General features: G+C 61.4%; 26 protein-coding genes, 1 tRNA gene and 1 pseudogene. 18 read left to right on the forward strand and 10 right to left on the reverse strand.

The genetic code is table 11. The annotated features are described in order from the left end of the window. Nucleotides 1–64: 64 nt before the first annotated feature. Complete coding sequence (gene mnmH, locus ACLCGK_RS21805; RefSeq protein WP_410952894.1) at nt 65–1,177, reverse strand: tRNA 2-selenouridine(34) synthase MnmH; 1,113 nt, start codon at nt 1,175–1,177, stop codon at nt 65–67. Continuing rightward, on the reverse strand, nt 1,177–2,211 hold the full coding sequence (gene selD, locus ACLCGK_RS21810; protein WP_410952895.1) for a selenide, water dikinase SelD: 1,035 nt from the start codon (nt 2,209–2,211) through the stop codon (nt 1,177–1,179). Before selD ends, mnmH begins: the two co-directional genes overlap by 1 nt. 127 nt (nt 2,212–2,338) lie before the next feature. Between selD and ACLCGK_RS21815 the strand changes: the two genes are divergently transcribed. From ACLCGK_RS21815 to phnE, 4 genes are read left to right on the forward strand one after another with little or no spacing between them, the layout of a single operon-like run. Next, nucleotides 2,339–3,193, forward strand: a complete 855-nt coding sequence (locus ACLCGK_RS21815) for a putative selenate ABC transporter substrate-binding protein (protein ID WP_025337756.1) — start codon at nt 2,339–2,341, stop codon at nt 3,191–3,193. A gap of 20 nt (nt 3,194–3,213) precedes the next feature. Beyond that, nucleotides 3,214–4,008, forward strand: coding sequence for a phosphonate ABC transporter ATP-binding protein (locus ACLCGK_RS21820; RefSeq protein ID WP_410952906.1), 795 nt, complete (start codon nt 3,214–3,216; stop codon nt 4,006–4,008). Then, nucleotides 4,002–4,829: a PhnE/PtxC family ABC transporter permease gene (locus ACLCGK_RS21825; protein ID WP_410952896.1), complete on the forward strand. Its 828-nt coding sequence runs from the start codon at nt 4,002–4,004 to the stop codon at nt 4,827–4,829. Before ACLCGK_RS21820 ends, ACLCGK_RS21825 begins: the two co-directional genes overlap by 7 nt. Then, nucleotides 4,826–5,593 (forward strand): phosphonate ABC transporter, permease protein PhnE, encoded by a 768-nt coding sequence (gene phnE / locus ACLCGK_RS21830; RefSeq protein WP_410952897.1) that lies wholly within the window; start codon nt 4,826–4,828, stop codon nt 5,591–5,593. The genes ACLCGK_RS21825 and phnE overlap by 4 nt, the downstream gene beginning before the upstream one ends. A gap of 139 nt (nt 5,594–5,732) precedes the next feature. Here the strand turns inward: phnE and ACLCGK_RS21835 are convergent, their stop codons facing one another. The 3 genes from ACLCGK_RS21835 to ACLCGK_RS21845 all read right to left on the reverse strand — a co-directional run bounded on the left by ACLCGK_RS21835 (nt 5,733) and on the right by ACLCGK_RS21845 (nt 8,454). Continuing rightward, nucleotides 5,733–6,626 (reverse strand): bestrophin family protein, encoded by an 894-nt coding sequence (locus ACLCGK_RS21835; RefSeq protein ID WP_410952898.1) that lies wholly within the window; start codon nt 6,624–6,626, stop codon nt 5,733–5,735. Nucleotides 6,627–6,749: 123 nt separating this feature from the next. Beyond that, nucleotides 6,750–7,238, reverse strand: a complete 489-nt coding sequence (locus tag ACLCGK_RS21840; RefSeq protein ID WP_023662836.1) for a GNAT family N-acetyltransferase — start codon at nt 7,236–7,238, stop codon at nt 6,750–6,752. Between the two features lie 106 nt (nt 7,239–7,344). Then, nucleotides 7,345–8,454 (reverse strand): GlxA family transcriptional regulator, encoded by a 1,110-nt coding sequence (locus tag ACLCGK_RS21845; protein WP_410952899.1) that lies wholly within the window; start codon nt 8,452–8,454, stop codon nt 7,345–7,347. Between ACLCGK_RS21845 and ACLCGK_RS21850 the strand changes: the two genes are divergently transcribed. The 6 genes and pseudogenes from ACLCGK_RS21850 to ACLCGK_RS21875 form a co-directional block, all read left to right on the forward strand. Continuing rightward, nucleotides 8,443–9,426, forward strand: coding sequence for a substrate-binding periplasmic protein (locus ACLCGK_RS21850; RefSeq protein WP_410952900.1), 984 nt, complete (start codon nt 8,443–8,445; stop codon nt 9,424–9,426). The genes ACLCGK_RS21845 and ACLCGK_RS21850 overlap by 12 nt on opposite strands. A 77-nt stretch (nt 9,427–9,503) precedes the next feature. Then, a complete protein-coding gene (locus ACLCGK_RS21855; protein ID WP_410952901.1) occupies nt 9,504–10,292 on the forward strand; it encodes an amino acid ABC transporter ATP-binding protein in 789 nt (262 codons plus the stop codon). Then, nucleotides 10,292–10,948: an amino acid ABC transporter permease gene (locus ACLCGK_RS21860; protein WP_013971001.1), complete on the forward strand. Its 657-nt coding sequence runs from the start codon at nt 10,292–10,294 to the stop codon at nt 10,946–10,948. The genes ACLCGK_RS21855 and ACLCGK_RS21860 overlap by 1 nt, the downstream gene beginning before the upstream one ends. Further along, nucleotides 10,945–11,628 (forward strand): amino acid ABC transporter permease, encoded by a 684-nt coding sequence (locus ACLCGK_RS21865; protein ID WP_013971002.1) that lies wholly within the window; start codon nt 10,945–10,947, stop codon nt 11,626–11,628. The genes ACLCGK_RS21860 and ACLCGK_RS21865 overlap by 4 nt, the downstream gene beginning before the upstream one ends. 4 nt (nt 11,629–11,632) lie before the next feature. Beyond that, nucleotides 11,633–13,060 carry an amidase gene (locus ACLCGK_RS21870; RefSeq protein ID WP_123084941.1) on the forward strand — a complete coding sequence of 476 codons (1,428 nt, stop codon included), beginning with the start codon at nt 11,633–11,635 and terminating at the stop codon, nt 13,058–13,060. Between the two features lie 470 nt (nt 13,061–13,530). Continuing rightward, a pseudogene (locus ACLCGK_RS21875) lies at nt 13,531–13,998 on the forward strand (alanine racemase C-terminal domain-containing protein); the annotation flags it as partial. A gap of 121 nt (nt 13,999–14,119) precedes the next feature. On the opposite strand, the gene ACLCGK_RS21880 reads toward ACLCGK_RS21875, so the two are convergent. The 3 genes from ACLCGK_RS21880 to ACLCGK_RS21890 are packed head-to-tail and all read right to left on the reverse strand — an operon-like array spanning nt 14,120 to nt 16,668. Next, nucleotides 14,120–15,022, reverse strand: a complete 903-nt coding sequence (locus ACLCGK_RS21880) for a transporter substrate-binding domain-containing protein (RefSeq protein ID WP_013971004.1) — start codon at nt 15,020–15,022, stop codon at nt 14,120–14,122. A gap of 26 nt (nt 15,023–15,048) precedes the next feature. Beyond that, on the reverse strand, nt 15,049–15,399 hold the full coding sequence (locus ACLCGK_RS21885; protein WP_410952902.1) for a RidA family protein: 351 nt from the start codon (nt 15,397–15,399) through the stop codon (nt 15,049–15,051). A 27-nt stretch (nt 15,400–15,426) separates the two neighbouring features. Continuing rightward, on the reverse strand, nt 15,427–16,668 hold the full coding sequence (locus ACLCGK_RS21890; RefSeq protein ID WP_013971006.1) for a D-amino acid dehydrogenase: 1,242 nt from the start codon (nt 16,666–16,668) through the stop codon (nt 15,427–15,429). Nucleotides 16,669–16,775: 107 nt separating this feature from the next. Between ACLCGK_RS21890 and ACLCGK_RS21895 the strand changes: the two genes are divergently transcribed. After that, nucleotides 16,776–17,681, forward strand: coding sequence for a LysR family transcriptional regulator (locus ACLCGK_RS21895; protein WP_013971007.1), 906 nt, complete (start codon nt 16,776–16,778; stop codon nt 17,679–17,681). 49 nt (nt 17,682–17,730) lie between these two features. Here the strand turns inward: ACLCGK_RS21895 and ACLCGK_RS21900 are convergent. Continuing rightward, nucleotides 17,731–17,815: transfer RNA gene (locus ACLCGK_RS21900), tRNA-Leu, on the reverse strand. A 107-nt stretch (nt 17,816–17,922) separates the two neighbouring features. On the opposite strand from ACLCGK_RS21900, the gene queA reads away from it, so the two are divergent. The 6 genes from queA (at nt 17,923) to ACLCGK_RS21930 (ending at nt 23,988) form a co-directional block, all read left to right on the forward strand. Then, on the forward strand, nt 17,923–18,972 hold the full coding sequence (gene queA, locus ACLCGK_RS21905) for a tRNA preQ1(34) S-adenosylmethionine ribosyltransferase-isomerase QueA (RefSeq protein WP_013971008.1): 1,050 nt from the start codon (nt 17,923–17,925) through the stop codon (nt 18,970–18,972). Nucleotides 18,973–18,986: 14 nt separating this feature from the next. Continuing rightward, entirely contained in the window at nt 18,987–20,102 is a 1,116-nt protein-coding gene (gene tgt, locus ACLCGK_RS21910) for a tRNA guanosine(34) transglycosylase Tgt (protein WP_013971009.1), read from the forward strand. Nucleotides 20,103–20,144: 42 nt separating this feature from the next. Further along, on the forward strand, nt 20,145–20,480 hold the full coding sequence (gene yajC / locus ACLCGK_RS21915) for a preprotein translocase subunit YajC (RefSeq protein WP_003259111.1): 336 nt from the start codon (nt 20,145–20,147) through the stop codon (nt 20,478–20,480). Nucleotides 20,481–20,544: 64 nt separating this feature from the next. Then, complete coding sequence (gene secD, locus ACLCGK_RS21920) at nt 20,545–22,407, forward strand: protein translocase subunit SecD (protein ID WP_015269010.1); 1,863 nt, start codon at nt 20,545–20,547, stop codon at nt 22,405–22,407. A gap of 10 nt (nt 22,408–22,417) precedes the next feature. Then, nucleotides 22,418–23,326: a protein translocase subunit SecF gene (secF, locus tag ACLCGK_RS21925; RefSeq protein ID WP_013971011.1), complete on the forward strand. Its 909-nt coding sequence runs from the start codon at nt 22,418–22,420 to the stop codon at nt 23,324–23,326. A gap of 119 nt (nt 23,327–23,445) precedes the next feature. Continuing rightward, the gene (locus ACLCGK_RS21930; RefSeq protein ID WP_013971012.1) at nt 23,446–23,988 is read left to right on the forward strand and encodes a glycine zipper 2TM domain-containing protein; all 543 of its coding nucleotides are present in this window, start codon (nt 23,446–23,448) and stop codon (nt 23,986–23,988) included. A gap of 116 nt (nt 23,989–24,104) precedes the next feature. Here ACLCGK_RS21930 and suhB read toward each other — a convergent pair whose 3' ends face one another. Continuing rightward, a complete protein-coding gene (gene suhB / locus ACLCGK_RS21935; protein ID WP_003257850.1) occupies nt 24,105–24,923 on the reverse strand; it encodes an inositol-phosphate phosphatase in 819 nt (272 codons plus the stop codon). A 151-nt stretch (nt 24,924–25,074) separates the two neighbouring features. On the opposite strand from suhB, the gene trmJ reads away from it, so the two are divergent. Further along, on the forward strand, nt 25,075–25,830 hold the full coding sequence (trmJ, locus tag ACLCGK_RS21940; protein WP_031325634.1) for a tRNA (cytosine(32)/uridine(32)-2'-O)-methyltransferase TrmJ: 756 nt from the start codon (nt 25,075–25,077) through the stop codon (nt 25,828–25,830). Nucleotides 25,831–25,832 lie beyond the last annotated feature (2 nt).

The raw sequence follows: 25,832 nt of genomic DNA on the forward strand, positions 1-25,832 counted from the left end.
CTCCTGCAGTTCAATCCCCTTTGGAGCCTGCTTGCCGGCGATGGGGCGCGAAGCGGCCCCGTTTTTACTTGCGCGGTTCGCGCAGCGCCCGGGCCTTGAGGTACTCGCGCACTTCCACCGCATCCCCGGCAAACTCGATACGCTCTGCCTTCGCTGCACGCTGGTAGGCATACATCGGGTCGTAATACTCGTTCAGCAAGCTTTTGATGAAGCGCCGGTGCAAGTCCACCGAACCGCTGCGCTGCTGTTCCTCCAGCGCCTGGCGCAGGATTTCCGACAGCCGCTGATGGCGCTCACCTCCGAGGCGCTTGTGAATCCTGCCCATGCTCTGCAGAAGTGTCTCGGCAAATAGCCGCCGGCCATCTTCTTCACCATGCAGGGTGACGAACTCGGCGCTCAGGTCGATCACGTAGTCGCGCAGGATACGCTCCACGCGGTTGGCCAAACTGTCTTCCAGCCACACCAGCGGGTATTGCTGCATGCCCTGGTACAACTCCAGCGGTACGGTGCAGCTGCCCACGATTCGGCCTTCGTCTTCCAGCACGAACTGCTCGATATCCCGGGCGCGTTTTTTCAACACGTCTATGGCCAGCCTGTTCTCGAAGTCGATCTGCGCTGGCTGTGCAGTGGCGCGCTTGCCAAAGCTGGAACCGCGATGGTTGGCGTAGCCCTCCAGGTCCAGCGCGTTGTCCAGCAGGTGCAGCACATCGGTCTTGCCGGTGCCGGTCAGGCCGCCCACGAGCACGAAATCACATTGTGCGACCGCCTGTTGGGTAGTCTCCAGCAGGAAGTGGCGCATGGCCTTGTAGCCGCCCTTGACGAGGGGGTAGTGGATGCCCTTCTCATCGCGCAGCACTTTCTGCACAAGATGGGAGCGCAGGCCGCCACGGAAGCAGTACAGGTAGCCTTCCGGGTGATCCTTGGTGAACTTTGCCCAGGCCTCCAGACGTTCCTGCTTGATTTCACCGCTGACCAGCTTATGGCCCAGAGCGATGGCTTCATCCTGGCCCTTCTGCTTGTAGCAGGTGCCGACCTTCTGCCGCTCCTGGTCATTCATCAGCGGCAGGTTGACGGCACCCGGGAAGGCACCCTTGGCAAATTCGACAGGTGCACGCATGTCCATCATCGGCACGTTGTCGAGGAACAACCGGCGGAAGTCGGTGCAGTCGGGGCGCATCAGATCACCTCGACCGCGTGGCTCTGTCGCTCGACCAGCTTGCCGATTGGCGCCAGTTGCAGGCCCAGTTCGGCGGCCACCGCCAGGAACTCGGCTTCACCTTCCGGGGTAACCGCCACCAGCAAGCCGCCACTGGTCTGGGGGTCGCACAGCAGATGCTTCTGGTCGTCGCTCAGGGCGCCGATCTTGTGGCCGTAGCTGTCGAAGTTGCGCAGGGTACCGCCGGGGATGCAGCCCTCGGCCAGGTAGTGGTCGACGCTGGGCAGGCGCGGGACGGCAGCATAGTCCAGGTGCGCGGTAACGCCACTGCCCTCGGCCAGTTCCACAAGGTGGCCGAGCAGGCCGAAACCGGTGACGTCGGTCATGGCCTTGACCCCGTCAAGCTTGCCGAAGCGGCTGCCGGGGGTGTTGAGGGTGCACATCCAGTCGCGGGCAAGGCCCTGGTCTTGGGGGCGCAGCTTGGCCTTTTTCTCGGCGGTGGTGAGGATGCCGATACCCAGTGGCTTGGTCAGGTACAAGCGGCAGCCTGCGCTGGCGGTGTCGTTGCGCTTGAGGTGACGCTTGCTGACCACGCCGGTGACGGCCAGGCCGAAGATCGGCTCGGGGGCGTCGATGGAGTGGCCGCCGGCCAGCGGGATACCGGCTTCGGCGCATACCGCACGGCCGCCGCGGATCACTTCGCGGGCCACTTCCGGTGGCAGCGCGTTGACCGGCCAGCCGAGAATGGCAATGGCCATCAGCGGGTCGCCGCCCATGGCGTAGATGTCGCTGATGGCGTTGGTGGCGGCGATACGGCCGAAGTCGTACGGGTCATCGACGATCGGCATGAAGAAGTCGGTGGTCGAGACCACGCCGCGCTCGTCATCCAGCGCGTACACGGCAGCGTCGTCGCGCGAGGCGTTGCCTACCCACAGTTTCGGGTCCAGAGCCTGGGTGCCGCTTTCTGCGAGGATCACATCCAGCACCTTGGGGGATATCTTGCAGCCACAGCCGGCACCATGGCTGTACTGGGTCAGGCGAATCGGCTCGCTCATGTTCACCTCAGGAGGTCAATTTGATGCGCGATTGTAGCAAAGCTGGCCTTTGCGCCTGCGCCTCTTATAATTCCCGTCGTCGGCGTATAGGCCGACATTTCCCCGCTATTGAACCGGAGAACACCCCATGCTCAAACGCCCTCTGGCGCTCGCCGCCGGCCTCGTGCTGTCTTGCTGTGCCGTTGTCGCCCAGGCCGCCGACACTCTGCGGGTCAGCGCCATCCCTGACGAAGCACCGACCGAACTGCAGCGCAAGTTCAAACCGTTGGGCGAGTACCTGGCCAAGCAATTGGGCATGGAGGTGAAGTTCGTGCCGGTGGCCGATTACCCGGCGGTAGTCGAATCGCTGGCTTCCAACCGCCTGGACCTGGCCTGGCTGGGGGGCTTCACCTTCGTACAGGTGCACTTGAAGGACCCTGCCGCCACGCCGCTGGTGCAGCGTGAACAGGATGCGCAGTTCACTTCCAAATTCATCACCGCCAACCCTGATGTGAAGAGCCTGGCCGACCTCAAGGGCAAGTCGTTTGCCTTCGGTTCCATTTCCTCCACTTCGGGCAGCCTGATGCCGCGTTACTTCATGCTCAAGCAGGACAACATCAAGCCTGAAGACTACTTCGGTCGCGTTGCCTACTCCGGCGCCCACGATGCCACCGTGGCCTGGGTGCAGGCCGGCAAGGTCGATGGCGGCGTGCTCAATGCCAGCGTTTGGCAGAAGCTGGTGGATGCCGGCAAGGTCGATACCGCCAAGGTGAAGGTGTTCGCCACCACCCCGACCTACTTCGACTACAACTGGACCGTGCGCGGCAACATGGACCCGGCGCTGAAAGAGAAGATCAAGAAAGCCTTCCTCGGCCTCGACCCGGCCAACCCGGAGCACAAGGCGATCCTCGACCTGCAGGCGGCCAGCCGCTTCATCGAGACCAAACCTGAGAACTACGTGGGCACCGAGCAGGCTGCGCGCGAGGCCGGCCTGCTCAAGTGATATCGACAGTGGCTTCCAATGTGGCGATCCATCTGCACGAGGCCGGGCTGCGCCATGGCCAGGTGCGTGCGCTCGATGCCGTGAGCCTGAGCATCGGCCAGGGCGAGCGCGTCGCCATCATAGGCCCGTCGGGGGCGGGCAAGTCCAGCTTGCTGCACCTGATGGCGACCGCCGTCCAGCCCAGCAGCGGGCGCCTGGAACTGCTCGGCGAGCAGCCATGGGCGTTGTCCTCCAGAGCCCGCCAGCGCCTGCGTGCGCGGGTAGGCCTGGTGCATCAGGCACCGCCCTTGCCGCCGCGCCAGCGGGTGGTGACGGCAGTGCTGGCTGGCCGACTGGGGCAGTGGGGCATGCTGCGTGGCCTGTTCAACCTGCTGTACCCCTGCGATGTGCCGGGGGCGCGCCAGGCACTGGCCGAGCTGGGATTGGCCGACAAACTCTTCGTACAGTGCGGGCAATTGTCCGGTGGCCAGTTGCAGCGTGTGGGCATTGCCCGGGCGCTGTACCAGCGGCCGCAGGTCTTGTTGACCGACGAGCCGGTGTCGGCCATGGACCCGGTGCTGGCTGACCACAGTCTGGCCTTGCTCAACCGCCACGCACAGGCCAATGGCGTCACCCTGGTGGCGAGCCTGCATGCCGTGGACCTGGCGCTGGCGCACTTCCCGCGGGTGATTGGTATCCGCGAAGGGCAGGTGGCGTTCGACTGCCCGGCGCGAGCGGTGACCGAGCAGTTGCTGGATGCGCTGTACGCCAACGAACAACTGGCTTCACCGCCAAGCCAGGGGCCGACCCTGACCGTGCAGATTCCGCGATGCTGAAGCTTGATGCCCGCGACCCGGCGCTGCTGCCGCGGTTGCTGCTGACCCTGCTGGCGGTGGCGGTGCTATGGCCTGGCATCCGGTTGAGCGAACTGAACCCCGGGGTGCTGCTGCAGGCAGAGAACCGCCAGCAGATCGCAAGTTTCACCAGTGCCTTCTGGCCACCGGCACACGATACCGATTTCCTTTCGCTGCTGTATGAAGCCACCCTGCAGACCCTGGCCGTGGCCACGGCCGGCATGGCGTTGGCGTTGCTGCTGGCGGTCCCTGCCGGGTTGCTGGCCAGCCGTGCCCTGTCGCTGCGCGCAGCCTCCCGTGGCGGTCGCGCCGGGTTATGGTCGCGGTTGCTGCGCCTGCCGGTGCGCTGGTTGCTGATTTTCCTGCGCAGTGTGCCGGAAATCGTCTGGGCGTTGCTGTTCGTGCGGGCCGTGGGGCTGGGGCCTACGGCGGGCGTACTGGCCATTGCCATCACCTACAGTGGCATGCTCGGCAAGGTCTATGCCGAGATCTTCGAGTCGGTCGACCAGCGCCCGGCGCATGCCTTGCTGCAAGCGGGCAGTGGCCGCCTGGCTGCGTTTTTCTACGGCATCCTGCCCAGTGCGGTGTCCGAAGTGGTGTCCTACACCGTGTACCGTTGGGAGTGCGCGGTACGCGCCTCGGTGGTGATGGGCTTTGTCGGTGCTGGCGGGCTGGGGCAGCAGATCGACCTGTCGATGCGCATGTTCGCTGGAGCGGAAGTGGCAAGCATGCTGCTGACGTTCCTGGTCCTGGTGATGCTGGCCGACCTGCTTAGCCGCTTCCTGCGCTGGAGGCTTGCATGAACCGGGTCATCAACTGGCTGGTGCTCGGCGCTATCGTGGCTGCAGTGATGGCCTCGTTCGCATACCTGGAGCTGGACCTGCAAGCGCTGGTCGGCAACGGCGGGCTGGGGCAGATGGGCGATTATGCCGGGCGTTTTCTGCACCCGGACCTGTCTGCCGGGCACCTGCGCGCGGTAGCGCATGGGGCGCTGGAAACCTTGGCCATGTCCGGCCTGGGCACCTTGTTGGCCATGCTGCTGGGCATGCTGTTGGCGCTGCCGGCCGCTGGCCGGTTCGGTTGGCCGCTGCAGGCCTGTGCGCGGTTGTTGCTGAATGCCCTGCGGGCCATCCCGGAACTGGTGTGGGCCGCGCTGACGGTGCTGGCTGCCGGGCTTGGGCCGAATGCCGGTACGCTGGCGTTGGCGCTGCACACCGCTGGCGTGTTGGGGCGGCTGTTTGCCGAGGCGCTGGAGAACGCACCGCCGGAGCCGGCGGCGGCCATCCGCTTGCAGGGCGGTAGCCAGGTGGCGGCATTCTGCTTTGGCACCTTGCCCAATCTGTGGCCGCAGTTGCTGGCTTATAGCCTGTATCGGTGGGAGAACAATATCCGCATGGCCAGCGTTCTGGGGTTTGTCGGTGCGGGTGGGTTGGGGCAGATGCTGTACACCACCTTGAGCCTGTTCCAGGAGGCCCAGGCCAGCACGGTGATCATGGGGATGCTGGTGCTGGTGTTGCTGGTGGATGCGTTGAGTGATGTGTTGCGCCAGCGCTATGTGCGGGCCTGACAGATAGCCGGGGCCGCGTTGCGGCCCTATCGCGACACAAGGCCGCTCCTACAGGCAAAGTGCCGCCTTTGATGCTTGCGCGGCCCCTTGTAGGAGCGGCCTTGTGTCGCGATGGGCTGCAACGCAGCCCCAAAATCCCTCAGGCACCCACAACTCCGGCACACTGCGCCTCCCGCTGCATCGACTCCAGATTCCGCTCGATCGTCTCGCAAATGCTGTCCATCTGGATCTGATGCTCACTGAACCTGAACGGGCTCTGCAAATCCGTCCCGATCCGCTCGATGGCCAGCAGCATGAAGCCCACCACCGTCGAAGCCAGCGGCGTGAACCAGCCCAGCGACTCCACCAGCCCCACCGGTACGATCAGGCAGAACAGGGTGATGAACAGCCGCGGAAAATACACGTAAGGGTAGGGCAGTGGCGTATTGGCGATCCGTTCCATGCCACCTTGGGCATTGGACAGGTCCACCAGCGTCGATTCCAGCCTTGCCAGGCGAATGCTGTCCAGCCGCCCGGCCTGGTACTCCCGCGCCAGCAACGCCGCCGAACCACTCAAAATGTCGTTGGCGAAATTGTTCGAGCGGTTGCGCCGCTCGAATTCCGCTGGCGGAATGAATGCCATCAGTTCATCCGGGCAGCGCTCGCCCTTCAGGTGCGCCGCCAGGCAGTTCACATAGGCGATATGCCGGCGCAGCAGGGTAGCCTTGATCGGGTTCAGGCCATCATCCGGGTCATCGATCAGCGTCAGCGCCTGCCGCGCGAAACTGCGTGAACTATTCACCAACGCCCCCCACAATGTGCGAGCTTCCCACCAGCGGTTGTAGGCGCTGCTGTTGCGAAAGCTCACCAGCACCACCAGCGCCGAGCCAAGCAAGGTCAGCGGGATCAACGGCAGGGTGAACTTGCTGTTGAAGAACAGCATGAAATCGATGGTGACCAGCACATCCCAGATCAGCAGCCAGAACAGCGACCAGCCGATATAGCCGATGGTCTTCACCGCCAGGCGGTACTTGCGGACAATGATGTCTTTCACGCGGGCTACCTCGAAAATTGGCAGATGCAGGATCCGACGTCGAGGTAGGGCGAAGGTTCTGTGTGTGATTGTTGCAAGGGATTTTGGATCTTCTCGTCCAGCCCCATGCAGTGCCTCGCTGGCTCAGCCGGGTTGGATAAACACCTGTTTCATCTGCACTAACGCCACCCGCGAGCCATCCCACGCCTGCCGTTCCTCGATGCCGAACGGCACGAAGCCCAGCTGTGGATAAAGCAGCAGGCCCGCTGTGTTGTGGTTGAAGCACGACACCCAGACCTCCCGGGCTGCGAACTGTTGGCGGGCCAGTTCGATCATGGTAGTTACCAGGTAGCGCGCTACGCCGTGGCCGCGTGCGGCGTGGGCCACGACCACGTTGCCCAGGGCGCACACGCCGCCGTGTTCGGCCTTGTAGAAGTTGGCGAATGCCAGCACCGTGCCGTTGCCCTCCACCACCGTGGAGCCGCTGCGCTGGGCGATGGCATCGTTCAGCTGGGCGGGGGAGAGAGGGTACTTGGCTTTGGGGAACATGTAGAACAGTTCGGCCGGGCTTTGCGGGAAGCTGCAGATTCCAGGGATATCGTCGGGCCGTACGGGGCGGTGGGTCAGGTGCATGGCAAGTCCTTGTGTGCTGGCTGGTCGGGCCACTTCTCGGGCAAGCCCGCTCCCACAAGGGGCGGGGAAGTCATATTCTGCCCCGCGATGGGTCAATGTTCACTATTCATGAAACTGTTTCCCCCTTGGTCGGGGTCGCGTTTCGCATCAGCTCTTTGCGCAATTTGCCGGGGGACATGCCGAACAGGTTCTGGAAATGCCGAATGAAATGGGGAGCATCGGCAAAACCGCATTCGAAAGCGATTTCTCCGATATGTCGATCCGAGCTGATGAGCAGCCAGCGGCCAAACCTGAGTCGAACCTGGCGATAGAACTGGGCCGGAGTACTACTGGTTTCGGCGACAAACAGACGCTCCAGTTGCCGTTTACTGGTACCGACAAGGTTCGCGATCGCGTCGATATCCAAAGGCTCGGTCATGTGCTTTTCCATCAGCATCACGGCTTCGTGCAGGCGCCTGTTCGAAGAGCTGGCGTAGCCGAGTGCCTTGCGCCGATCGACGAAACTGCCAGAACTGCTTTTCGCAACTGTCATCTGGTGAACGACCTTGCCGGCCCGATCCGGGCCGCAATGCATCCCGATAAGATGGATGGCCAACTCGATCACCGAGATACCACCTGCGCAGGTGATCCGATCCTTGTCGATGAGGAAGTCACTGTTGCTGACAAAGCGCAATCGTGGGAACAGACGTTTCCAGTCATCGCAATGGTAGGCATGCACACAGGCAGTACGTCCCTCCATCAGGTTATGTCGCGCGAGCACGAAGCTGCCTGTGCATAGGCCGATCAAAGGTACGTCAGCGGCGGCTGCCTGATGCAGGAATGCCGGATAAGTCTTCGGCGCTGCCTCCAGGTAGTCCAGTAGCCCACCAATCACCACGATGTAATCGAATTGATGAGGGTCGGTGAGTTCACTGTCGATGGGTACATCCAGCCCGCAACTGGAAATGACTCTTTGCCCAGGGGTACCGAGGACTTTCCATTGGCATCGTATCGGGCGGCTCTGATCGCCGGTATCGGCAGCATGTCGCAACGCATCGGTCAGCCCCGAGAGTGACAGCAAGGGGAAGCGCGGCCATAGCACGATACCTATAGACAACTCGGTGGCGCCGCGTCGGCTTGGCGGATGTCGTGCCTGACCCTTGTCAAGCGCTTCCACGAGGCTTGCGCTGGAGGCGTTGGGCAGTGCATCTCCGAAATGTCGCAAATGTTCAATCATTCCTGCAAAGCATCCAACCAGTTATCCCGATCATCACCATACGATGAGCTTCTGCCTAACACCATGCTGTTCATAAAAAAAGCAATCTGGGAGCACGTGATGAAGAAGCCCAACGTTCGACGTTTTGCCGGTATCTACGCGGGTTTGCTGGTATCCATGCTGGCCTCGGTGCCGGCATTCGCACTGGAAACGGTAGAGCCTGGAAGCCTTACTATCGCGTTCACTGGCGATATGCCGGGGACCGGCTATCAAGACAGCCGGATGGTCGGCTATGACGGTGAAATCCTTCAACAAATATCTGAGAAGCTGGGCTTGAAGGTCAAGCCTGCCTTGATGGACTGGGCCAGCACCATCGCTTCGGTACAAGCTAACCGCGTGGATGTCATGGCCGGCACCATGGGCTGGACCGAGCAGCGCGCGAAGATCATGACCGTGAGTGACCCGATTCACTATTTCAAGAACGGCATCACCCAGACCGACAAGACCAACTGGAGCAGCCTCAAAGATTTGCAGGGCAAGAAGGTCGGCACCATCACCGGTTTCTCGTTCATCCCAGAGATGCGCAAGATCGAAGGGTTGCAAGTTGCGTTGTACGACACCTCCGATGCTGCGGTGCGCGATCTTCTCGCCGGACGCATCGATGCAGTGATCGGTGATCCTCCAGTCATGCAATACGCCATTTTTCGCAACGAGCAGTGGCACCTGCGTTTCAACGCCTTCACCGACAACGATCCGAATTTCCCACTGCTGACGGGGCTAGGTCAGGTGGTTTACGGCTTCAACAAAGAGGCCAGCCCGCAGCTGGTGGCTGCCGTGAACGAACAGATCCAGACCCTCTGGAAAAGCTGTGAAATGCGCAAGATCGGTGCCCGCTACGGCCTGACTCAGGATGTCTGGTATGTGCCGGAAGGCAAGGACCTGAGGCAGGGGGTCGACCGTCCGGCGGATTGGAAACTGCCCGGCTGCAAGTAAGCGCTTGAGCGGATCAATCGGCCTGGTAGCCGGTGCCGGTTCATCGCCATGTCTATAAAAAAAAGAGGTTAACCAAGATGTCGACCCCGTCCGAACCTGCGTTGCTGCGAGTGCATGACCTGCACAAAAGTTATGGTGATCTGGAAGTACTCAAAGGGATCAACCTGGAGTTGAAAGCCGGGGAAACCCTGTCGTTGATCGGCCCCAGCGGGTCGGGAAAGTCCACGTGCCTGCGTTGCATCAATTACCTGGAAAAACCCACTCGAGGTGATATCTGGCTGGGGGATGAGTTGATCGGCCAGGTCAAGGACGGTAAACGCACACGTCTGATGAGTGATCGGGAAATGGCTCCGCAGCGTCGCGAGATCGCGATGGTGTTCCAGCTCTTTTACCTCTGGCCACATTTGAGCGTACGCGACAACGTTGCGCTGGGGCCGATCAAGGCACAGGGTATGCCGCGAAAGCTGGCCTATGAGCTGGCCGATGCCATGCTGGAAAAAGTCCATCTGCGGCATAAGGCCGAGGTCTACCCCGAGCAGTTGTCCGGTGGACAACAACAGCGAGTCGCTATCGCCCGCGCGTTGGCCCAACAACCGAAGGTCATCCTGTTCGACGAGCCGACCTCGGCACTGGACCCCGAACTGGTGGGGGAAGTACTGGCCGTGATTCGTGAGCTGGCGCAAGAGGGCCGCACCATGATCATGGTGACCCATGAAGTGCGCTTCGCTCGGGATGTGGCGGATCGGGTGATCTTCATGGATGGCGGACACATAATCGAGCAAGGGCCTTCGGCGCATGTAATCGACAACCCAAGCCATGAGCGCACCCGCAGTTTTCTTGGGCGCATGGTCATGGAGGGCGCTTGATGGCGAACTTCGAGGTCTTTGTCGGGCTACTGCCTCTGTTGTTCAAAGGCGCGCTCACCGCCCTGGAAATCGCGCTATGTACCTTGCTGCTGGCGAGTGTCGGAGGGGTAGTGCTGGCGGTGTTGCTGACGTTCAGTCGATCACGGGTGTTGCATGGGGTGATCGGCTGTTTCATTGAGTGGATGCGCAATGTTCCTGCGCTGGCTCATTTGTTCCTGATCTATTTCGGTCTCTCCTACCTTGGCATCAACTTGCCCGCGTGGCTGGCCGCCATCGTTGGATTGAGTCTGGTGGGCAGCGCGGTGTTGGCCGATATTTTCCGTAGCGGCTTGCAGTCGCTGCATGTCGGTCAGCATGAAGCCGGGTTGGCTGTGGGGCTGAGCCGGATGCAGATTTTGCGCTGCATTCTCTTGCCCCAGGCCCTGCGCGTGACGTTGCCAGCGTTCGCCAACTACGTCACGCAATTGATCAAGGACACGTCCATCGCCTCGGCCATCGCCGTGCCGGAAATCATGTTCCTTGCGCGCAATCTGGTGACATCCACCTTCCAGACTTCACTGATCTATTTGGCTGTGATGTGCATCTACGCCGCGATGATTCTACCGATCGGTGTGGGATTCATTCGCCTCGAACGTCATTTTGGGAGCGCGCGATGATCAGCTTTTTTCAACAGTACCCAGAGTACTGGAGCGACTGGAGTGCTCGCCTGTTACTCGGGGCACGGATCACTGCCGAATTGTCCCTGGTGGGGTTCGCCCTGGCAGTCGTGCTGGGGGCGTTGTTGGTCTGGGCGATGAGAAGTCCGAGTGTCATCCTGAAACGGCTGGCAGCGTTCTTTATTCAGAGCATGCGCGCTGTGCCTCTTCTGGCGTTGCTGCTGGCCCTGTATTTCGCATTGCCCAGCCTGGGGTTGACGTTGTCCGGCTACTGGGCCGGGGCCATCGGTCTGGGGTTGCAGGGTGCCGCTTACGTTGCGGAAATCCTTCGTGGCGGCCTGGATTCGCTGCATCGCGGCCAGCGCGAAGCCGCTATCGCCATCGGACTGACGCCGCTCAGAGCGTTTACTACCGTCATCCTGCCGCAAGTGATTCGCGTCATACTGCCACCACTGCTTAACGCCTACGTGTCGATCCTCAAGGACAGCTCATTGTGCGCTCTGATCGCCACCGATGAGTTGATGCTGGCCGCGCGGGCCATCGCTTCGGAAACCTTCCTGCCAATGCATGTCTTCCTGCTGGTAGGACTCTTCTATTTTGTTATCGCCTTCCCTCTTTCAATGCTGTCGCGCGTGCTTGAAAAGCACTTTTCACGCGGGCGCAAAACCGTGCGAGGTTGAACATATGAGCATCATGGATCGAGTTACTTCCCACAGCATTGCCCAGTTGCAGCAGGCACTGCAGGCGGGATCGCTGACTAGCGAAGCGCTGGTTCGTGCGCAACTGGCGCGCATCGAGCACTTTGACGAGCAGCTCAATGCCTATGTCGAGACCTATCCCTCGCGCGCTTTGAGCGCAGCCATCGCCGCTGATCGCCAGCGTGCGTCCGGTATACACCTGGGACCGCTGCATGGCATTCCTCTGGCTATCAAGGACTTGTTCGAGATCGATGGCCAGGCCATCACGGGCGGGTCAGTGGCACAGCAACCGCGTGTTTCGAGGGTGACCGCCACTGCAGTGCAACGCCTGGAACGTGCTGGTGCAATAATTCTTGGCAAGACCCATACCGTCGAATTCGCCTTCGGCGGCTGGGGCACCAATGCGGTGATGGGCACGCCATGGAACCCATGGGACCGTAACGTGCATCACGCTCCGGGGGGCTCAAGCAGCGGTTCGGCAGTGGCCGTGGCCAGTGGATTGGCGAGCGCTGCGTTGGGCACCGATACCGGTGGTTCGGTACGAATTCCAGCGGGCATGTGCGGCCTGGTCGGGCTGAAAACCACGCGTGGGCTTATCAGTCGCCATGGCTTGATCGAACTGTGTCCTTCGCTGGATTCGGTAGGGCCTATCACTCATACCGTTGAGGATGCGGCGTGGATGCTGGATGCATTGCTGGGGCCAGACCCGCTGGATCCGGTTTCGGCCCAGGCGCCTGTATTCAGCGCCGCTAACGGTCTCAATAAGCCGGTAGCCGGTTTGCGCATCTGGGTGTTGCCACAGGCCGAACGAGCGCATGTCGCGCCTGGGGTGCTGAAGGCTTACGATTTGGGGCTCGAGCAGCTGGCCGCGTTGGGCGTGCAACTGATAGAGCAACCCCTACCCACCACGTTGGAACAGTGCATGCGCATCGCTGGTGGACTGATGAGCGCCGAAGGTTATGCCAGCCTGGGTAGCTTGTTCGAGCGCGACGATCTGCGTTTCGATCCCCATGTTCAACGTCGCATACTCAGTGGTCGCGACATCGACGCAGCGTCGTACATCCAGTTGCATAATCAGCGCCGTGCCGCTCGGCATGCCATGCAGGAGGCCATGACCAACATAGACGCCTGCGTTTTCCCGACCAACGCTATTGGCAGTGTGCCGCTGGATGAGGTCGATGAATATGGCACACCGCTGGCCTTGTTGGGACGGTTCGCCAACTTGCTGAACCTGTGTTCGGTGGCGGTGCCCATCGGGTTCGATGAGAAAGGCATGCCGGTCTCGATGCAGATTGTGGGGCGGGCATTCGCCGAACCGCTGATTCTGCGCATTGGCCATGCTTATCAACAGGTCAGTGACTGGCACACGCTACGGCCTGAGGGCTGGGCGCTGGCAGACAAAGCGGTTGCGTGATCCATGTGACGGTTTGACATATCCCTGGGTATCACCCTGGCAGCATTGCAAGTTGGGGGCGTTTCAATAACGCTTTTGCCTTGTGCTTAGTTTTATTTTGTCGTTTTCAGTAGTGCTTCTTGCTGCACGTCAAGTCAAGCCATTTTCTTGCTTGGTTAGTAGCTTGCGCAGGAAATACATGACTGTAAGCTTCGCCGCCCTCATCAGCTGTATAGTGTGCCAGGACTTGTATTGTATGACTTTAACACGGACTGTTATTGCTCTTTCCTTAGCGATGATTATAGGGCAAGGGTATGTTCAGGCTGCACCGGTGCTTTCTTTGGATAATGCGCGGTCTGAACGGGCCGTGACAACCACTAACGGATGGGTTGAAGTTAACCAGGCGGTATTTGAAACAATGTTCGTATGCTCCAGGGCAGTTTGACGATGCTCGACAAATGGCCGCTGTTGCTGAAAAACATGGGCAGCGACTGAAGGTCCACCTGGCCTTGAGCGCAGGTGGCATGAGCCGTAATGGCCTTGAAATGGGCACTGAGCAAGGTCGGCAAGAAGCCTTGGCAATCACGCGTTTGGCGCCTCTTGAGCTGGTCGGCATCATGACGCATTTCGCAGTGCAGGATAAGGATGATGTTCGGCAAGGGCTCAGCGCTTTCAATGAACAAACGGCTTGGCTGATAATGGCTGCCGGCATTGACAGAAGCGATGGGCAGCGTGCTCCAGTGGTAGGGAAAGTATCCATGAATACAGTCATGGTGGACGAGACAGATATCCCTGCTATGCGCGCTGGCGATCAAGTGGTGCTCTTTGGTAAACAAGGAGACAGCGAAATTACCCAGAGTGAACTTGAAGAACTCAGCGGAACTTTGCTGGTGGACCTTGCTACCGTATGGGGGAGTAGCAATCCTCAAACCTTGGTGACGGATAAAACTTCCGACTAACCAGTGAGGGGTTGGTCGCTACTGTGGTGGTAACGCTCACGCAGTAGCGACTTTTGGCAGTAACGCGCTCGCAGGTCACTGCCGGCCCGTAATCTTCATGGGTATGAGCGGGGAGCAGAAGCTACTGCACCGGATCACTCACCGGTTTGGCAAAGATGGCCTTGAGTTCGCTGGTCATCGGGAACTCCAGGTTCAGGCCTTTAGGCGGAATCGGCTGTTCGAACCAGCGCTGGTAGATCCCGTTGATTTCCCCTGAGCTGTACAGTTCGCCCAGCGACGCGTTCACCAGCGCGAGGAACTGCGGGTCATCCTTGCGCACCATGCAGCTGTAGATTTCCCGCGACTGCTCTTCCCCGACCACCACCCAGTTGTGCGGATCGCGAGCCTTGGCGCGTTCGCCGTAGAGCAGCGCATCGTCCATGTAGAACGCCGCCGCCCGGCCGGACTGCAACATCTGGAAGGCTTCACCATGGTCCTTGGCACTGATCACGTACATGTCCATCTTGTTATCGACGTTGTAGCTTTTCAGATAGCGTTCGTTCGTGGTGCCTGCAGTGGTTACCACATTCTTGCCGCGCAGGTCGGTGAAACTCTTGATTCCGCTGTCTTTGGCTGTCAGTAATTGACCTTTGACATAGATGAACCCGTAGGAAAACGCCACCTGCTTCTGGCGCTCTGCGGTGACGCCGGTCGAGCCGCACTCCAGGTCAACGGTACCGTTCTGTACCAGCGGAATGCGGGTTTGCGATGTCACCAGGTTGTACTTCACCTTGAGCTGGGGCAATGCCAGCTTTTGCTGTACCCGCTCGACGATCTTTTTCGCCAGGTCTACTGAGTAGCCCATGGGTTGTCCCGAATGATCTCCCACGTAGGAGAACGGCACCGAAGCATCGCGATAGCCCAGGGTAATGCTGTTGGCTCTGGCAATCTTGCTCAGGGTAGGCCCCAGCGCTGCTTCGTCAGCATGGGCCTGGGTGCCTAGCAACAGGCCAAGGGTGCAGCCGATCAACGTGATTTTTCGCATTGTTATTCTCCGTTGTAGGTGAGGGGTTAGCGACGTGCTGCAATAACGGTTATTTCCACCAACACCTGCGGACGCGCCAGTTCGGCCTGCAAGGTGGTGCGACTTGGTGCCTGGCCGGGCGACAACCAGGCGTACCACACTTCATTCATCGCAGCGAAATCTTTACCGATGTCCTTCAGGTAGATGGTCGCGCTGAGCAAGTGATCCTTGTCGCTGCCCGCCTCGGCCAATAATGCGTCGATCTTTTCCAGCACTTGGCGAGTCTGGCCGCCGGCATCGGTGGCGTCGTCCGGCACCTGGCCAGAGAGAAACACCAGGTCGCCGAAGGTCACGGCGCCGGACAAGCGTGGATTGGGCTGGATACGGTTAATGGTCATCGGGTGGTCCTTCTAAGGAGTTAGCGTTCAAGCTGCGCGGGGCGTAAAACCCTGCAGGTCGATGGAGGGGCGGCGCTGGCCGATCAGTTCACTGAGCAATCGTGCACTGGCGCAGGCCAGGGTGAAGCCCAGCGCACCATGGCCGAGGTTCAGCCACAGATTGCTATACGCCGTTGCGCCCAGCAGTGGTACGCCGCTGGGGGTCGCCGGCCGCATGCCGGCCCATTCGATGGCGTAGTCGTAGTCACCAGCATTGGCGAAGGTTTCGCGGGCCTGGCGTTTTAGCAGGGCCAGGCGCTTGGGGTCCAGCGACGGATCGAAACCGACAATGTCGACCATCGCCGCCACCCGCAGCTGTTCGCCAATCCGGGCGTAGACGATCTTGCGATCGTAGTCGGTGATGCTCAGGTCCGGCGCCTTGTGCTGTGCGCCGATCGGTAATGTCAGGCTATAGCCCTTGAGTGGATACAGCGGCAGGTCGATGCCCGGCAGTGCCAGCAACGCACTGCGATGGCCGGCCGCAACCACCAGGTGCTCCACCGGCAGCACTTCGTCGTCCAGTTCAATCGCATTCACCACGCCATGCGCATGGCGAATTGCGGACACCGCCTGGCCCAGGCGGAACTTGCAGCGTCCCGACGCCTGCAGGCGCGCCGCCAGTTGCTGGCAAAAGCTGTGGCAATCGCCGACTTCTTCATCCGGGGTATAGATGGCGCCGACAAAGGGCGCCTCTGCCAGTGCCGGGTCCAGACGGGTGCAGTCGGCGTGCGACAGCACCTGTTGTTGCTGGGGCGCGGCAAGGTTCTTGCGCGCATGTTCGAAGCTGCTGGCCTGGCGGAAGGTGACCAGCTTGCCGTTGCGCCGCCAGTTGAAACCGTCCAGGCCATCCTCTTCTCGCCAGGTTTGCAAGGTCGATTGGCTCAACAGCGCGAGGCGCAACAGGTGGCCTGCGTTGGCGCGGTTGACCGAGGAGCGGCAAGCACCAAGGAATGCTGCCATCCAGCGCCATTGGGCACGATCGAAGCGCGGGCGCAATCGCAGCGGCGATTCACCGCGCAGCATCCAGCCAAGGGCCTGCAATGGCACACCTGCGTCGGCCAGGGGCGCCACGTACCGATAGGACAGCTGGCCGCCGTTGGCGAAGCTGGTTTCACTGCCCAACGAATCGCGAGCCTCGATCAGCGTCACGTCAAAGCCGTCGCGTACCAGTGCGTAAGCGGTTGACAGGCCAATGACGCCACCGCCGATGATGCATACATGCTGAGCCATGTCAGTCCTTGGTCGTGGTTGGAACGAGGCTGAGGTTAGGGCCAGGTGACAGGTGGCGAAAAATGAATAAAGATCGCTGAGCCATAAACAAAGGTTATGGACTTGCCATGCGCCTTCGCCATATCGAGATTTTCCAGGCCATCCGCCAGACCGGCTCGGTCAGCGGTGCCGCACAGTTGCTGCACGTTTCCCAACCTGCCGTGACCAAGGTTCTGCAGCACGCCGAGCAGCAACTGGGCTTCCCGTTGTTCCTGCGGGTGCGCGGCAAGCTGCAGCCCACGCCCGAAGCGCTGGAGCTGGAGCGTGAGGTCGACAAGGTAACGGAGAGTCTGCAAGGGGTGCGACGCCTGGCGCAAAGCCTGCGTCGCGCGCCAGGCCACAGCCTGCGGATCGGTGCGACCCCGGCATTGGCCCTGTCGCTGCTGCCGCCGGCCATTCATGAATGGACCCAGCGTTATCCGGATATCGCCTGCGAGTTGTCCAGCGCCCACAGTCGCGAACTGGTGCAGAACCTCTTGATGCGGGAAATCGATGTCGCCCTGACCTTGCAACAGCCAGATCACCCTGCGCTCAAGGCTCAGGCGCTGGCCAGCGGGGTTTTGGTGGCATTGGCACCGGCAGGTTATTGGCCGCTGGAAGATGAAGGCAAGCCGCTGCCGTTGGCGGCACTGGCCGGTGCGCCCATGATCGGACTGTCCAGCGCCGACCCGCTGTCGGTGCGCCTCGAAAGCTACCTCAAGGCGGTGGAGCCGCCGCCACGGGTGAGCATTGCGGTGCAAACCTATTCACTGGCCAGGGCGATGGTCGAATCCGGTGCTGGGCTGGCGGTGATCGATCCCTTCACCGCACTTGGCGCGGCGCCTGGGGCGACCGCGATCAGGCCGCTGGCCCCGGCGCTGCCGATTACCTTGTATGCGGTGACCCGCACTGCCGAACCGTCACCGCATACATTGAGCGAGCTGCTGACGATTTTCAGCAGCCGTGCCCAGGGGCAGCTGGATCGCTGGCGTTGACCGGACGGGCAAAAAAAAACCGACCATAAGGTCGGTTTTTTCCGGATCTTGGTGCCCCGAGGGAGACTCGAACTCCCACTCCTTTCGAAAACGGATTTTGAATCCGCCGCGTCTACCAATTCCGCCATCAGGGCTTGTGGCGCGCAGTATAGAGAGCCACCGCTGGTCGGTCAATCGGCTTTCATGGTCAATTTTCACACATTGGGCTAAACTTCCCGGCCCTGCCGAACCGAACATCATCATGCGCGTCGCCGATTTTTCCTTCGAACTCCCCGATTCCCTGATCGCCCGCCACCCGTTGGCCGAGCGCCATGGCAGCCGTCTGCTGGTGCTCGATGGGCCAACCGGCGCGCTGGCGCACCGGCAATTCCCCGATCTGCTCGAGTACCTGCGCCCCGGCGACCTGATGGTGTTCAACAACACCCGGGTGATCCCGGCGCGGTTGTTCGGCCAGAAAGCTTCCGGCGGCAAGCTGGAAGTGCTGGTCGAGCGCGTGCTGGACAGCCATCGGGTGCTGGCCCATGTGCGCGCCAGCAAGGCGCCCAAGGTAGGCGCGGTCATCCTCATCGATGGCGGCGGCGAGGCCGAAATGGTCGCACGCCATGACACGCTGTTCGAGCTGCGCTTCACCGAAGAGGTGCTGCCGCTGCTCGACCGTGTCGGCCACATGCCGCTGCCGCCGTACATCGACCGCCCCGACGAGGGGGCCGACCGTGAGCGCTACCAGACTGTGTACGCCGAACGAGCCGGTGCAGTCGCCGCACCGACCGCAGGCTTGCACTTCGATGAGGCGTTGCTGGAGAAGATTGCCGCCAAGGGTGTAGAGCGTGCCTTCGTCACCTTGCACGTGGGCGCGGGCACCTTCCAGCCGGTGCGGGTCGACAAGATCGAAGACCACCACATGCATAAAGAGTGGCTTGAAGTGAGCCAGGAGGTGGTCGATGCCATCGAGGCTTGCCGCGCCCGTGGTGGCCGGGTAATCGCAGTCGGCACCACCAGCGTGCGTTCGCTGGAGAGCGCAGCGCGCGATGGCGTGCTCAAGGCCTTCAGTGGCGATACCGACATCTTCATCTACCCGGGCCGGCCGTTCCATGTGGTCGACGCCCTGGTCACCAACTTCCACCTGCCGGAGTCCACGCTGCTGATGCTGGTCTCGGCCTTCGCCGGCTACCCCGAGACCATGGCCGCCTACGCGGCAGCGGTCGAGCAGGGGTACCGCTTCTTCAGTTACGGTGATGCCATGTTCATCACCCGCAATCCGGCGCCACGCGGGCCCGAGGATCAAGCATGAGTCGCACCTGTCGAATGTCCTTCGAACTGCTGGCCACCGACGGCAAGGCCCGTCGTGGCCGCATCACCTTCCCACGTGGCACCGTGGAAACGCCGGCGTTCATGCCGGTGGGTACCTATGGCACGGTCAAGGGCATGCTGCCGCGCGACATCGAGGCCATCGGCGCCGAGATGATCCTGGGCAACACCTTCCACCTGTGGCTGCGCCCGGGCACCGAGGTGATCAAGAAGCACAACGGCCTGCACGACTTCATGCAGTGGAAAGGCCCGATCCTAACCGACTCCGGTGGCTTCCAGGTGTTCAGCCTGGGCGCCATGCGCAAGATCAAGGAAGAGGGCGTGACCTTCGCCTCGCCGGTCGATGGCGCCAAGGTGTTCATGGGCCCGGAAGAGTCGATGCAGGTGCAGCGTGACCTGGGCTCGGACGTGGTGATGATCTTCGACGAGTGCACCCCGTACCCGGCCGAGCACGATGTGGCGCGCGCGTCCATGGAGCTGTCGCTGCGCTGGGCCCAGCGCTCGAAGAACGCCCACGCCGACAACACCGCGGCGCTGTTCGGTATCGTCCAGGGTGGCATGTACCAGGACCTGCGCATGCGCTCGCTGGAAGGCCTGGAAAACATCGGCTTCGACGGCCTGGCCATTGGCGGTCTGTCGGTGGGCGAGCCCAAGCACGAAATGATCAAGGTGCTGGATTACCTGCCGGGCCAGATGCCTGCTGACAAACCTCGTTACCTTATGGGGGTAGGCAAACCGGAAGATCTCGTTGAGGGTGTGCGCCGCGGCGTCGACATGTTCGACTGCGTGATGCCGACGCGTAACGCGCGCAACGGTCATCTGTTCGTCGATACAGGGGTGATCAAGATTCGCAATGCGTTCCATCGCCACGATGATTCGCCGCTGGATCCGACCTGTGACTGCTACACCTGCACCAACTTCTCCCGCGCCTATCTCCATCACCTGGACAAGTGCGGCGAAATGCTGAGCAGCATGCTGAATACCATCCACAACTTGCGCCATTACCAGCGCTTGATGGCCGGTTTACGCGAGGCTATTCAACAAGGTAAATTGGCCGCCTTTGTCGACGCCTTCTACGCCAAGCGCGGGCTTCCTGTGCCGCCTTTGGACTGACTGTCTGCATCCATTATTAGAAAATTACATTAGGAGTGCCCAATGAGCTTCTTGATCCCCGCCGCTTACGCGGACGCCGCTGCACCTGCCGCCGGCCCAGCCGGTACCGGCTTCGAGTGGATTTTCCTGGTCGGTTTCCTGGTCATCTTCTACCTGATGATCTGGCGCCCGCAGGCCAAGCGTGCAAAAGAGCAGAAGAACCTGCTGAGCAACTTGCAGAAGGGTGACGAAGTTGTCACCAACGGCGGCATCGCTGGCAAGATCGTCAAGGTTTCCGATGATTTCGTGGTCCTGGAAGTTTCCGACAACGTCGAGCTGAAGTTCCAGAAGGGTGCCATCGCGGCCACCCTGCCAAAAGGTACGCTCAAGGCTATCTGAGTTACCGGTTTCATTTTTCCAGTCGGGGCGCGCAAAGCGCCCCGCGTCTTGAACGGGCGGCGTGATGCTGAACAAATACCCTCTGTGGAAATACGCACTGATCGTGCTGGTACTGGCGATCGGTTTTATTTATTCCGCTCCCAACCTCTACCCGGATGATCCGGCGGTACAGATCAGTGGTGCCAGTTCGGCGCTGCAGGTGAACCAGGCCGACCTCGACCGCGTCAGCAAGGCGCTGGGCGATGCCAAGATCGCCGTCAAGGGCGTGAGCCTGGGTGAGAAGGGCAGCGGGCTGATCCGCCTGACCAATCAGGAAGACCAGCTACCAGCCAAGGATGTAGTGCGCAAGGCACTGGGCGATGATTACGTCGTGGCCCTGAACTTGGCCCAGACTACCCCGCAATGGCTGCGCAACCTGGGCGCAAGCCCGATGAAACTGGGCCTGGACCTGTCCGGTGGTGTGCACTTCCTGCTGGAAGTGGACATGGACAAGGCCATGAACGCCCGCATGAAAGTCTACGAAGGCGAGGTCAAGACCTTGCTGCGCAAAGAGCGCGTCCGCTACCGCAGCCTGCCTCAGCAGGATGGCGGCATCATGCTGGGCTTCGCTGACGATGCTACCCGCGAACAGGCTCGTGTCCTGATCCGCAAGAATTTCAATGATTTCGACCTGACCACCACCGAGCGCAACGAGCTCGCCGTGCTGCGTCTGGCGCTGACCCAGGCGAAAGTCGCCGAGATCCGCGAATACTCGATCAAGCAGAACCTCACCACCGTCCGCAACCGGGTCAACGAGCTGGGTGTGGCCGAGCCGCTGGTACAGCGCCAGGGCGCCAACCGCATCGTGGTCGAGCTGCCAGGCGTGCAGGACACTGCCGAAGCCAAGCGTATCCTGGGTAAAACCGCCAACCTGGAGTTCCGCTTCGGCGCCGAGCCGGGCGCGTCCAAGGCCACTACCGAGGTGTTCGAGTTCCGTGAAGGCGGCCGCTCCGCCGCGGTCGAGCGCGGCCTGATCATCACTGGTGACCAGGTAACCGACGCCCAGGCCAGCTTCGACGAACAAGGTCGCCCGCAGGTGAACATCCGCCTGGATGGCCACGGTGGCGAGCTGATGACCCGCGCTACCCGCAGCAACGTCGGCCGCAGCATGGCGGTGATCTTCATCGAGCAGAAGCCGGTCACCCGCTACGTCAAGCAGACCGTCGACGGCGTCGAGAAGGACGTTGCCGTACAGAGCTTCCAGGAAGAGAAGAAGATCATCAGCCTGGCGACCATCCAGTCGCCGCTGGGCAGCCAGTTCCGCATCACCGGCCTGAACGGCCAGGGCGAATCGTCCGAACTGGCCCTGCTGCTGCGTGCCGGTGGCCTGGCTGCGCCGATGTACTTTGCAGAAGAGCGTACCATCGGCCCAAGCCTGGGTGCCGACAACATCACCAAGGGTATCGATGCGTCGCTGTGGGGCATGCTGTTCGTCTCGCTGTTCATCATCGCCATCTACCGCGCCTTCGGTGTGATCGCCACCATCGCCCTGGCAGGCAACATGGTCCTGCTGCTGGCGCTGATGTCGCTGTTGGGCGCTACCCTGACCCTGCCGGGTATTGCCGGTATCGTGTTGACCATGGGTATGGCGGTGGACGCCAACGTGCTGATCTTCTCGCGTATCCGCGAAGAGCTGAACGCCGGCATGTCGGTGCAACGCGCCATTCATGAAGGCTTCAACCGCGCCTACACCGCGATCATCGACGCCAACCTGACCAGCCTGCTGGTCGGCGGCATCCTGTTCGCCATGGGTACCGGCCCGGTCAAGGGCTTTGCGGTCACCATGTCCCTCGGGATTTTCACCTCGATGTTCACCGCCGTCATGGTGACCCGTGCAATGGTCAACCTGACCTGCGGCGGGCGTGACATCAAGAAGCTGTGGGTTTGAGGGAGCTGCGATGAAAACCATCAACTTCATGGGCGTGCGCAATGTCGCGTTCGCCGTTACCGTGCTCCTCACCGTGCTGGCACTGTTCAGCTGGTGGCAGAAGGGCCTGAACTTCGGCCTGGACTTCACCGGCGGTACGCTGATCGAGCTGACCTACGAGCGCCCGGCCGACCTCAAGGCGGTGCGTGCCGAGCTGGTCAATTCCGGCTTCCACGAGGCGGTAGTGCAGAGCTTCGGTGCCACCACCGACCTGCTGGTGCGCATGCCGGGTGATGACCCGCAGCTGGGCAACAAGGTAGCTGAAGCCCTGCAGAAGGCTGGCGGCGACAACCCGGCCAAGGTCAAGCGTGTCGAGTTCGTAGGCCCGCAGGTGGGTGAAGAGCTGCGCGACCAGGGTGGCATGGGCATGCTTCTGGCCCTGGGCGGCATCCTCATCTACCTGGCCTTCCGCTTCCAGTGGAAGTTCGCCGTGGGCGCGATCGTCTCGCTGATCCACGACGTGGTGGTGACCCTGGGTATCCTGTCGTTCTTCCAGATCACCTTCGACCTGACGGTGCTGGCAGCGGTGCTGGCGATCATCGGCTACTCGCTGAACGACACCATCGTCGTGTTCGACCGGGTGCGCGAGAACTTCCGCGTCATGCGCAAGGCCTCGCTGATCGAGAACATCAACGTTTCCACCACCCAGACCCTGCTGCGGACCATCGCCACCTCGGTTTCGACCTTGCTGGCCATTGCCGCGCTGCTGTTCTTCGGTGGCGACAACCTGTTCGGCTTCTCGCTGGCACTGTTCATCGGCGTCATGGCCGGTACCTATTCGTCGATCTATATCGCCAACGTGGTACTGATCTGGCTGAACCTGAGCAGTGAAGACCTGATCCCGCCAGCCAAGACCGATGGTGTGGACGACCGTCCATAAGGCGTGCTCCACGCCGTTTGGCGGCCAAAAAGGCGCGAGTGTTGAACTCGCGCCTTTTTTTTTACTCCAAGGCTGGGAGAAGGCGGGTCGGACCCGCGGGTGATGATCAGGAGGTTCGTGTGAACAAATCAATGCTTGTGGGTGCGGTACTGGGTGCTGTCGGTGTGACTGCCGGAGGTGCTGTCGCGACCTACAGCTTGGTCAACAAGGGGCCTGAATATGCACAGGTCACCGACGTGCAACCGATCAAACAACAGGTAAAAACCCCCCGTGAGGTCTGCAAGGACGTCGCCGTGACGCGTCAGGCGCCGGTCAAGGACCAGCACCAGATCGCCGGTACCGTGGTGGGCGCCATTGCCGGTGGCCTGCTGGGTAACCAGATCGGTGGTGGTAGCGGCAAGAAGATCGCCACCGTTGCCGGTGCGGTCGGTGGTGGTTATGCCGGTAACAAGGTGCAGGAGGGCATGCAGGAGCGTGACACCTACACCACCACGCAAACCCGCTGCAATACGGTCAACGATATCAGTGAGAAGGTGGTGGGCTACAACGTGAAGTACACCATTGGCGACAAGGTGGGGCAGGTGAAGATGGATCACGAGCCCGGGTCGACCATTCCGCTCGACAAGAATGGCAAGCTGATCCTGAGCGAAGCTGGGCAGTAAGGCCCGGCGCGGTCTGCTCTTTGTAGGAGCGGCCTTGTGTCGCGAAAGTCTTGGGATATGGTTACAGGCATAAAAAAGCACCCCGCGGGGTGCTTTTTTTTGCCAGCAATCCGCGCTTAGCGCTTCATGTTCTCTGGCAGGTGCGGCTGGATAGCGGTCAGCACGGCCTTGAAGCACTTGATGTTGCCCGCAACGATATGGCCCTTCTCGAGGAAGTCATGGCCGCCGTTGAAGTCGCTCACCAGGCCGCCCGCTTCCTGGATCAGCAGCACGCCGGCCGCCATGTCCCATTCGGACAGGCCCGACTCCCAGAAAGCGTCGAAACGGCCGGCGGCCACGTAGGCCAGGTCCAGGCTGGCGGAGCCGGCGCGGCGGATACCGGCGGTCTGGCCAGTCAGGGCGCGGAACATGCCCAGGTAGTTGTCCAGGTCGGCCATCTGGCTGTCACGGAACGGGAAGCCGGTACCCAGCAGCGCGCCTTCCAGGCTGGTGCGCGAGCTGACACGCAGGCGGCGACCATTGAGCTGGGCGCCACGGCCGCGGCTGGCAGTGAATTCTTCCTGGCGAACCGGGTCGACGATCACGGCGTGCTCAAGGCGGCCACGGTACTTGCAGGCGATGCTGACCGCGAAGTGCGGGATGCCACGCAGGAAGTTGGTGGTGCCGTCCAGCGGGTCGATGATCCACAGGTAATCCTTGCCTTCTTCGCCGCTACCCGCGTGCAGGCCGGTTTCCTCGCCCTGGATGGAGTGGTTCGGGTAGGCCTTGCGCAGGGCGTTGACGATGCTCTGCTCGGCGGCGCGATCGACTTCGGAGACGTAGTCCTTGGCCTCTTTCTCATCGACCTTGATGCTATCCAGGCGTTCGATGGAGCGGAAAATCAGTTCACTGGCGCTGCGAGCGGCGCGCAGGGCGATATTCAGCATAGGCTGCATGGGCGGGTCACCTGGAGATGTTAAAGAAGAAAGCCGATCATTCTAGCAGAAAACTTTGGCGGCAGAAGTGTCACATTTGCTTTCATGGCGTTACGTCTGTCGGTTCTGTAAGATCGAAGGCCCTGATTCCTGCATCTGTGAGCACAACACCTTGCTGCAAAATATTCGTGTTGTTCTGGTCAATACCAGCCACCCCGGCAACATCGGCGGCGCTGCGCGTGCCATGAAAAACATGGGCTTGTCGCGTCTGGTGCTGGTACAGCCGAAAGAGTTCCCCGCCGTGGATGCCAGTGCCCGAGCCTCGGGTGCCGACGATGTGCTGGACAATGCCCAAGTGGTCGACAGCCTCGAGCAGGCGTTGGTCGGCTGCAACCTGGTAATGGGCACCAGCGCCCGCGAGCGGAGCATCCCCTGGCCGCTGATCGGCCCGCGCGAGTGTGGGGCCAAGGCGGTGGAGCATGCCAACGGTGGCGAGGAAATCGCCCTGGTGTTCGGGCGTGAACACGCCGGCCTGACCAACGAAGAACTGCAGCGATGTCACTTCCACGTGCACATTCCCTCCAACCCCGACTTCAGCTCGCTGAACCTGGCCGCCGCTGTCCAGGTGCTCTCCTACGAGGTGCGCATGGCCTGGCTTGCCGCCGGTGCAGCGCCGGGCAAAGTCGAGAAGGTTGACGCCAGCGAGCTGGCGACGATGGACGAAATGGAGCTGTTCTACGACCACCTGGAGAAGACCCTGGTCGGTATCGGCTTTCTCGACCCCGAAAAGCCCAAGCACCTGATGCCGCGCCTGCGCCGGCTGTATGGGCGGGTGGCGGTCGAACGTTCGGAAATGAGCATTTTGCGCGGCATCCTGACCGAGACCCAGAAAGTGGTCCGGGGCGAGCCGCATAAACGGAAGGACTGACA

Source organism: Pseudomonas sp. S1(2024) (genome assembly GCF_046557535.1).

Bases quoted from the DNA above. Each gene is read 5' to 3' on its own strand.
- ACLCGK_RS21840 (WP_023662836.1), bottom strand. From the start codon at position 7,238: ATGCACCTGACCCACCGCCCCGTACGGCCCGACGATATCCCTGGAATC.
- ACLCGK_RS21860 (WP_013971001.1), top strand. From the start codon at position 10,292: ATGGCGAACTTCGAGGTCTTTGTCGGGCTACTGCCTCTGTTGTTCAAA.
- ACLCGK_RS21855 (WP_410952901.1), top strand. From the start codon at position 9,504: ATGTCGACCCCGTCCGAACCTGCGTTGCTGCGAGTGCATGACCTGCAC.
- ACLCGK_RS21890 (WP_013971006.1), bottom strand. From the start codon at position 16,668: ATGGCTCAGCATGTATGCATCATCGGCGGTGGCGTCATTGGCCTGTCA.
- ACLCGK_RS21870 (WP_123084941.1), top strand. From the start codon at position 11,633: ATGAGCATCATGGATCGAGTTACTTCCCACAGCATTGCCCAGTTGCAG.
- yajC (WP_003259111.1), top strand. From the start codon at position 20,145: ATGAGCTTCTTGATCCCCGCCGCTTACGCGGACGCCGCTGCACCTGCC.
- queA (WP_013971008.1), top strand. From the start codon at position 17,923: ATGCGCGTCGCCGATTTTTCCTTCGAACTCCCCGATTCCCTGATCGCC.
- ACLCGK_RS21850 (WP_410952900.1), top strand. From the start codon at position 8,443: ATGTTCAATCATTCCTGCAAAGCATCCAACCAGTTATCCCGATCATCA.
- phnE (WP_410952897.1), top strand. From the start codon at position 4,826: ATGAACCGGGTCATCAACTGGCTGGTGCTCGGCGCTATCGTGGCTGCA.
- ACLCGK_RS21865 (WP_013971002.1), top strand. From the start codon at position 10,945: ATGATCAGCTTTTTTCAACAGTACCCAGAGTACTGGAGCGACTGGAGT.
- ACLCGK_RS21885 (WP_410952902.1), bottom strand. From the start codon at position 15,399: ATGACCATTAACCGTATCCAGCCCAATCCACGCTTGTCCGGCGCCGTG.
- ACLCGK_RS21815 (WP_025337756.1), top strand. From the start codon at position 2,339: ATGCTCAAACGCCCTCTGGCGCTCGCCGCCGGCCTCGTGCTGTCTTGC.
- ACLCGK_RS21880 (WP_013971004.1), bottom strand. From the start codon at position 15,022: ATGCGAAAAATCACGTTGATCGGCTGCACCCTTGGCCTGTTGCTAGGC.
- secF (WP_013971011.1), top strand. From the start codon at position 22,418: ATGAAAACCATCAACTTCATGGGCGTGCGCAATGTCGCGTTCGCCGTT.
- selD (WP_410952895.1), bottom strand. From the start codon at position 2,211: ATGAGCGAGCCGATTCGCCTGACCCAGTACAGCCATGGTGCCGGCTGT.
- tgt (WP_013971009.1), top strand. From the start codon at position 18,987: ATGTCCTTCGAACTGCTGGCCACCGACGGCAAGGCCCGTCGTGGCCGC.
- ACLCGK_RS21895 (WP_013971007.1), top strand. From the start codon at position 16,776: ATGCGCCTTCGCCATATCGAGATTTTCCAGGCCATCCGCCAGACCGGC.
- suhB (WP_003257850.1), bottom strand. From the start codon at position 24,923: ATGCAGCCTATGCTGAATATCGCCCTGCGCGCCGCTCGCAGCGCCAGT.
- ACLCGK_RS21845 (WP_410952899.1), bottom strand. From the start codon at position 8,454: ATGATTGAACATTTGCGACATTTCGGAGATGCACTGCCCAACGCCTCC.
- mnmH (WP_410952894.1), bottom strand. From the start codon at position 1,177: ATGCGCCCCGACTGCACCGACTTCCGCCGGTTGTTCCTCGACAACGTG.
- ACLCGK_RS21825 (WP_410952896.1), top strand. From the start codon at position 4,002: ATGCTGAAGCTTGATGCCCGCGACCCGGCGCTGCTGCCGCGGTTGCTG.
- secD (WP_015269010.1), top strand. From the start codon at position 20,545: ATGCTGAACAAATACCCTCTGTGGAAATACGCACTGATCGTGCTGGTA.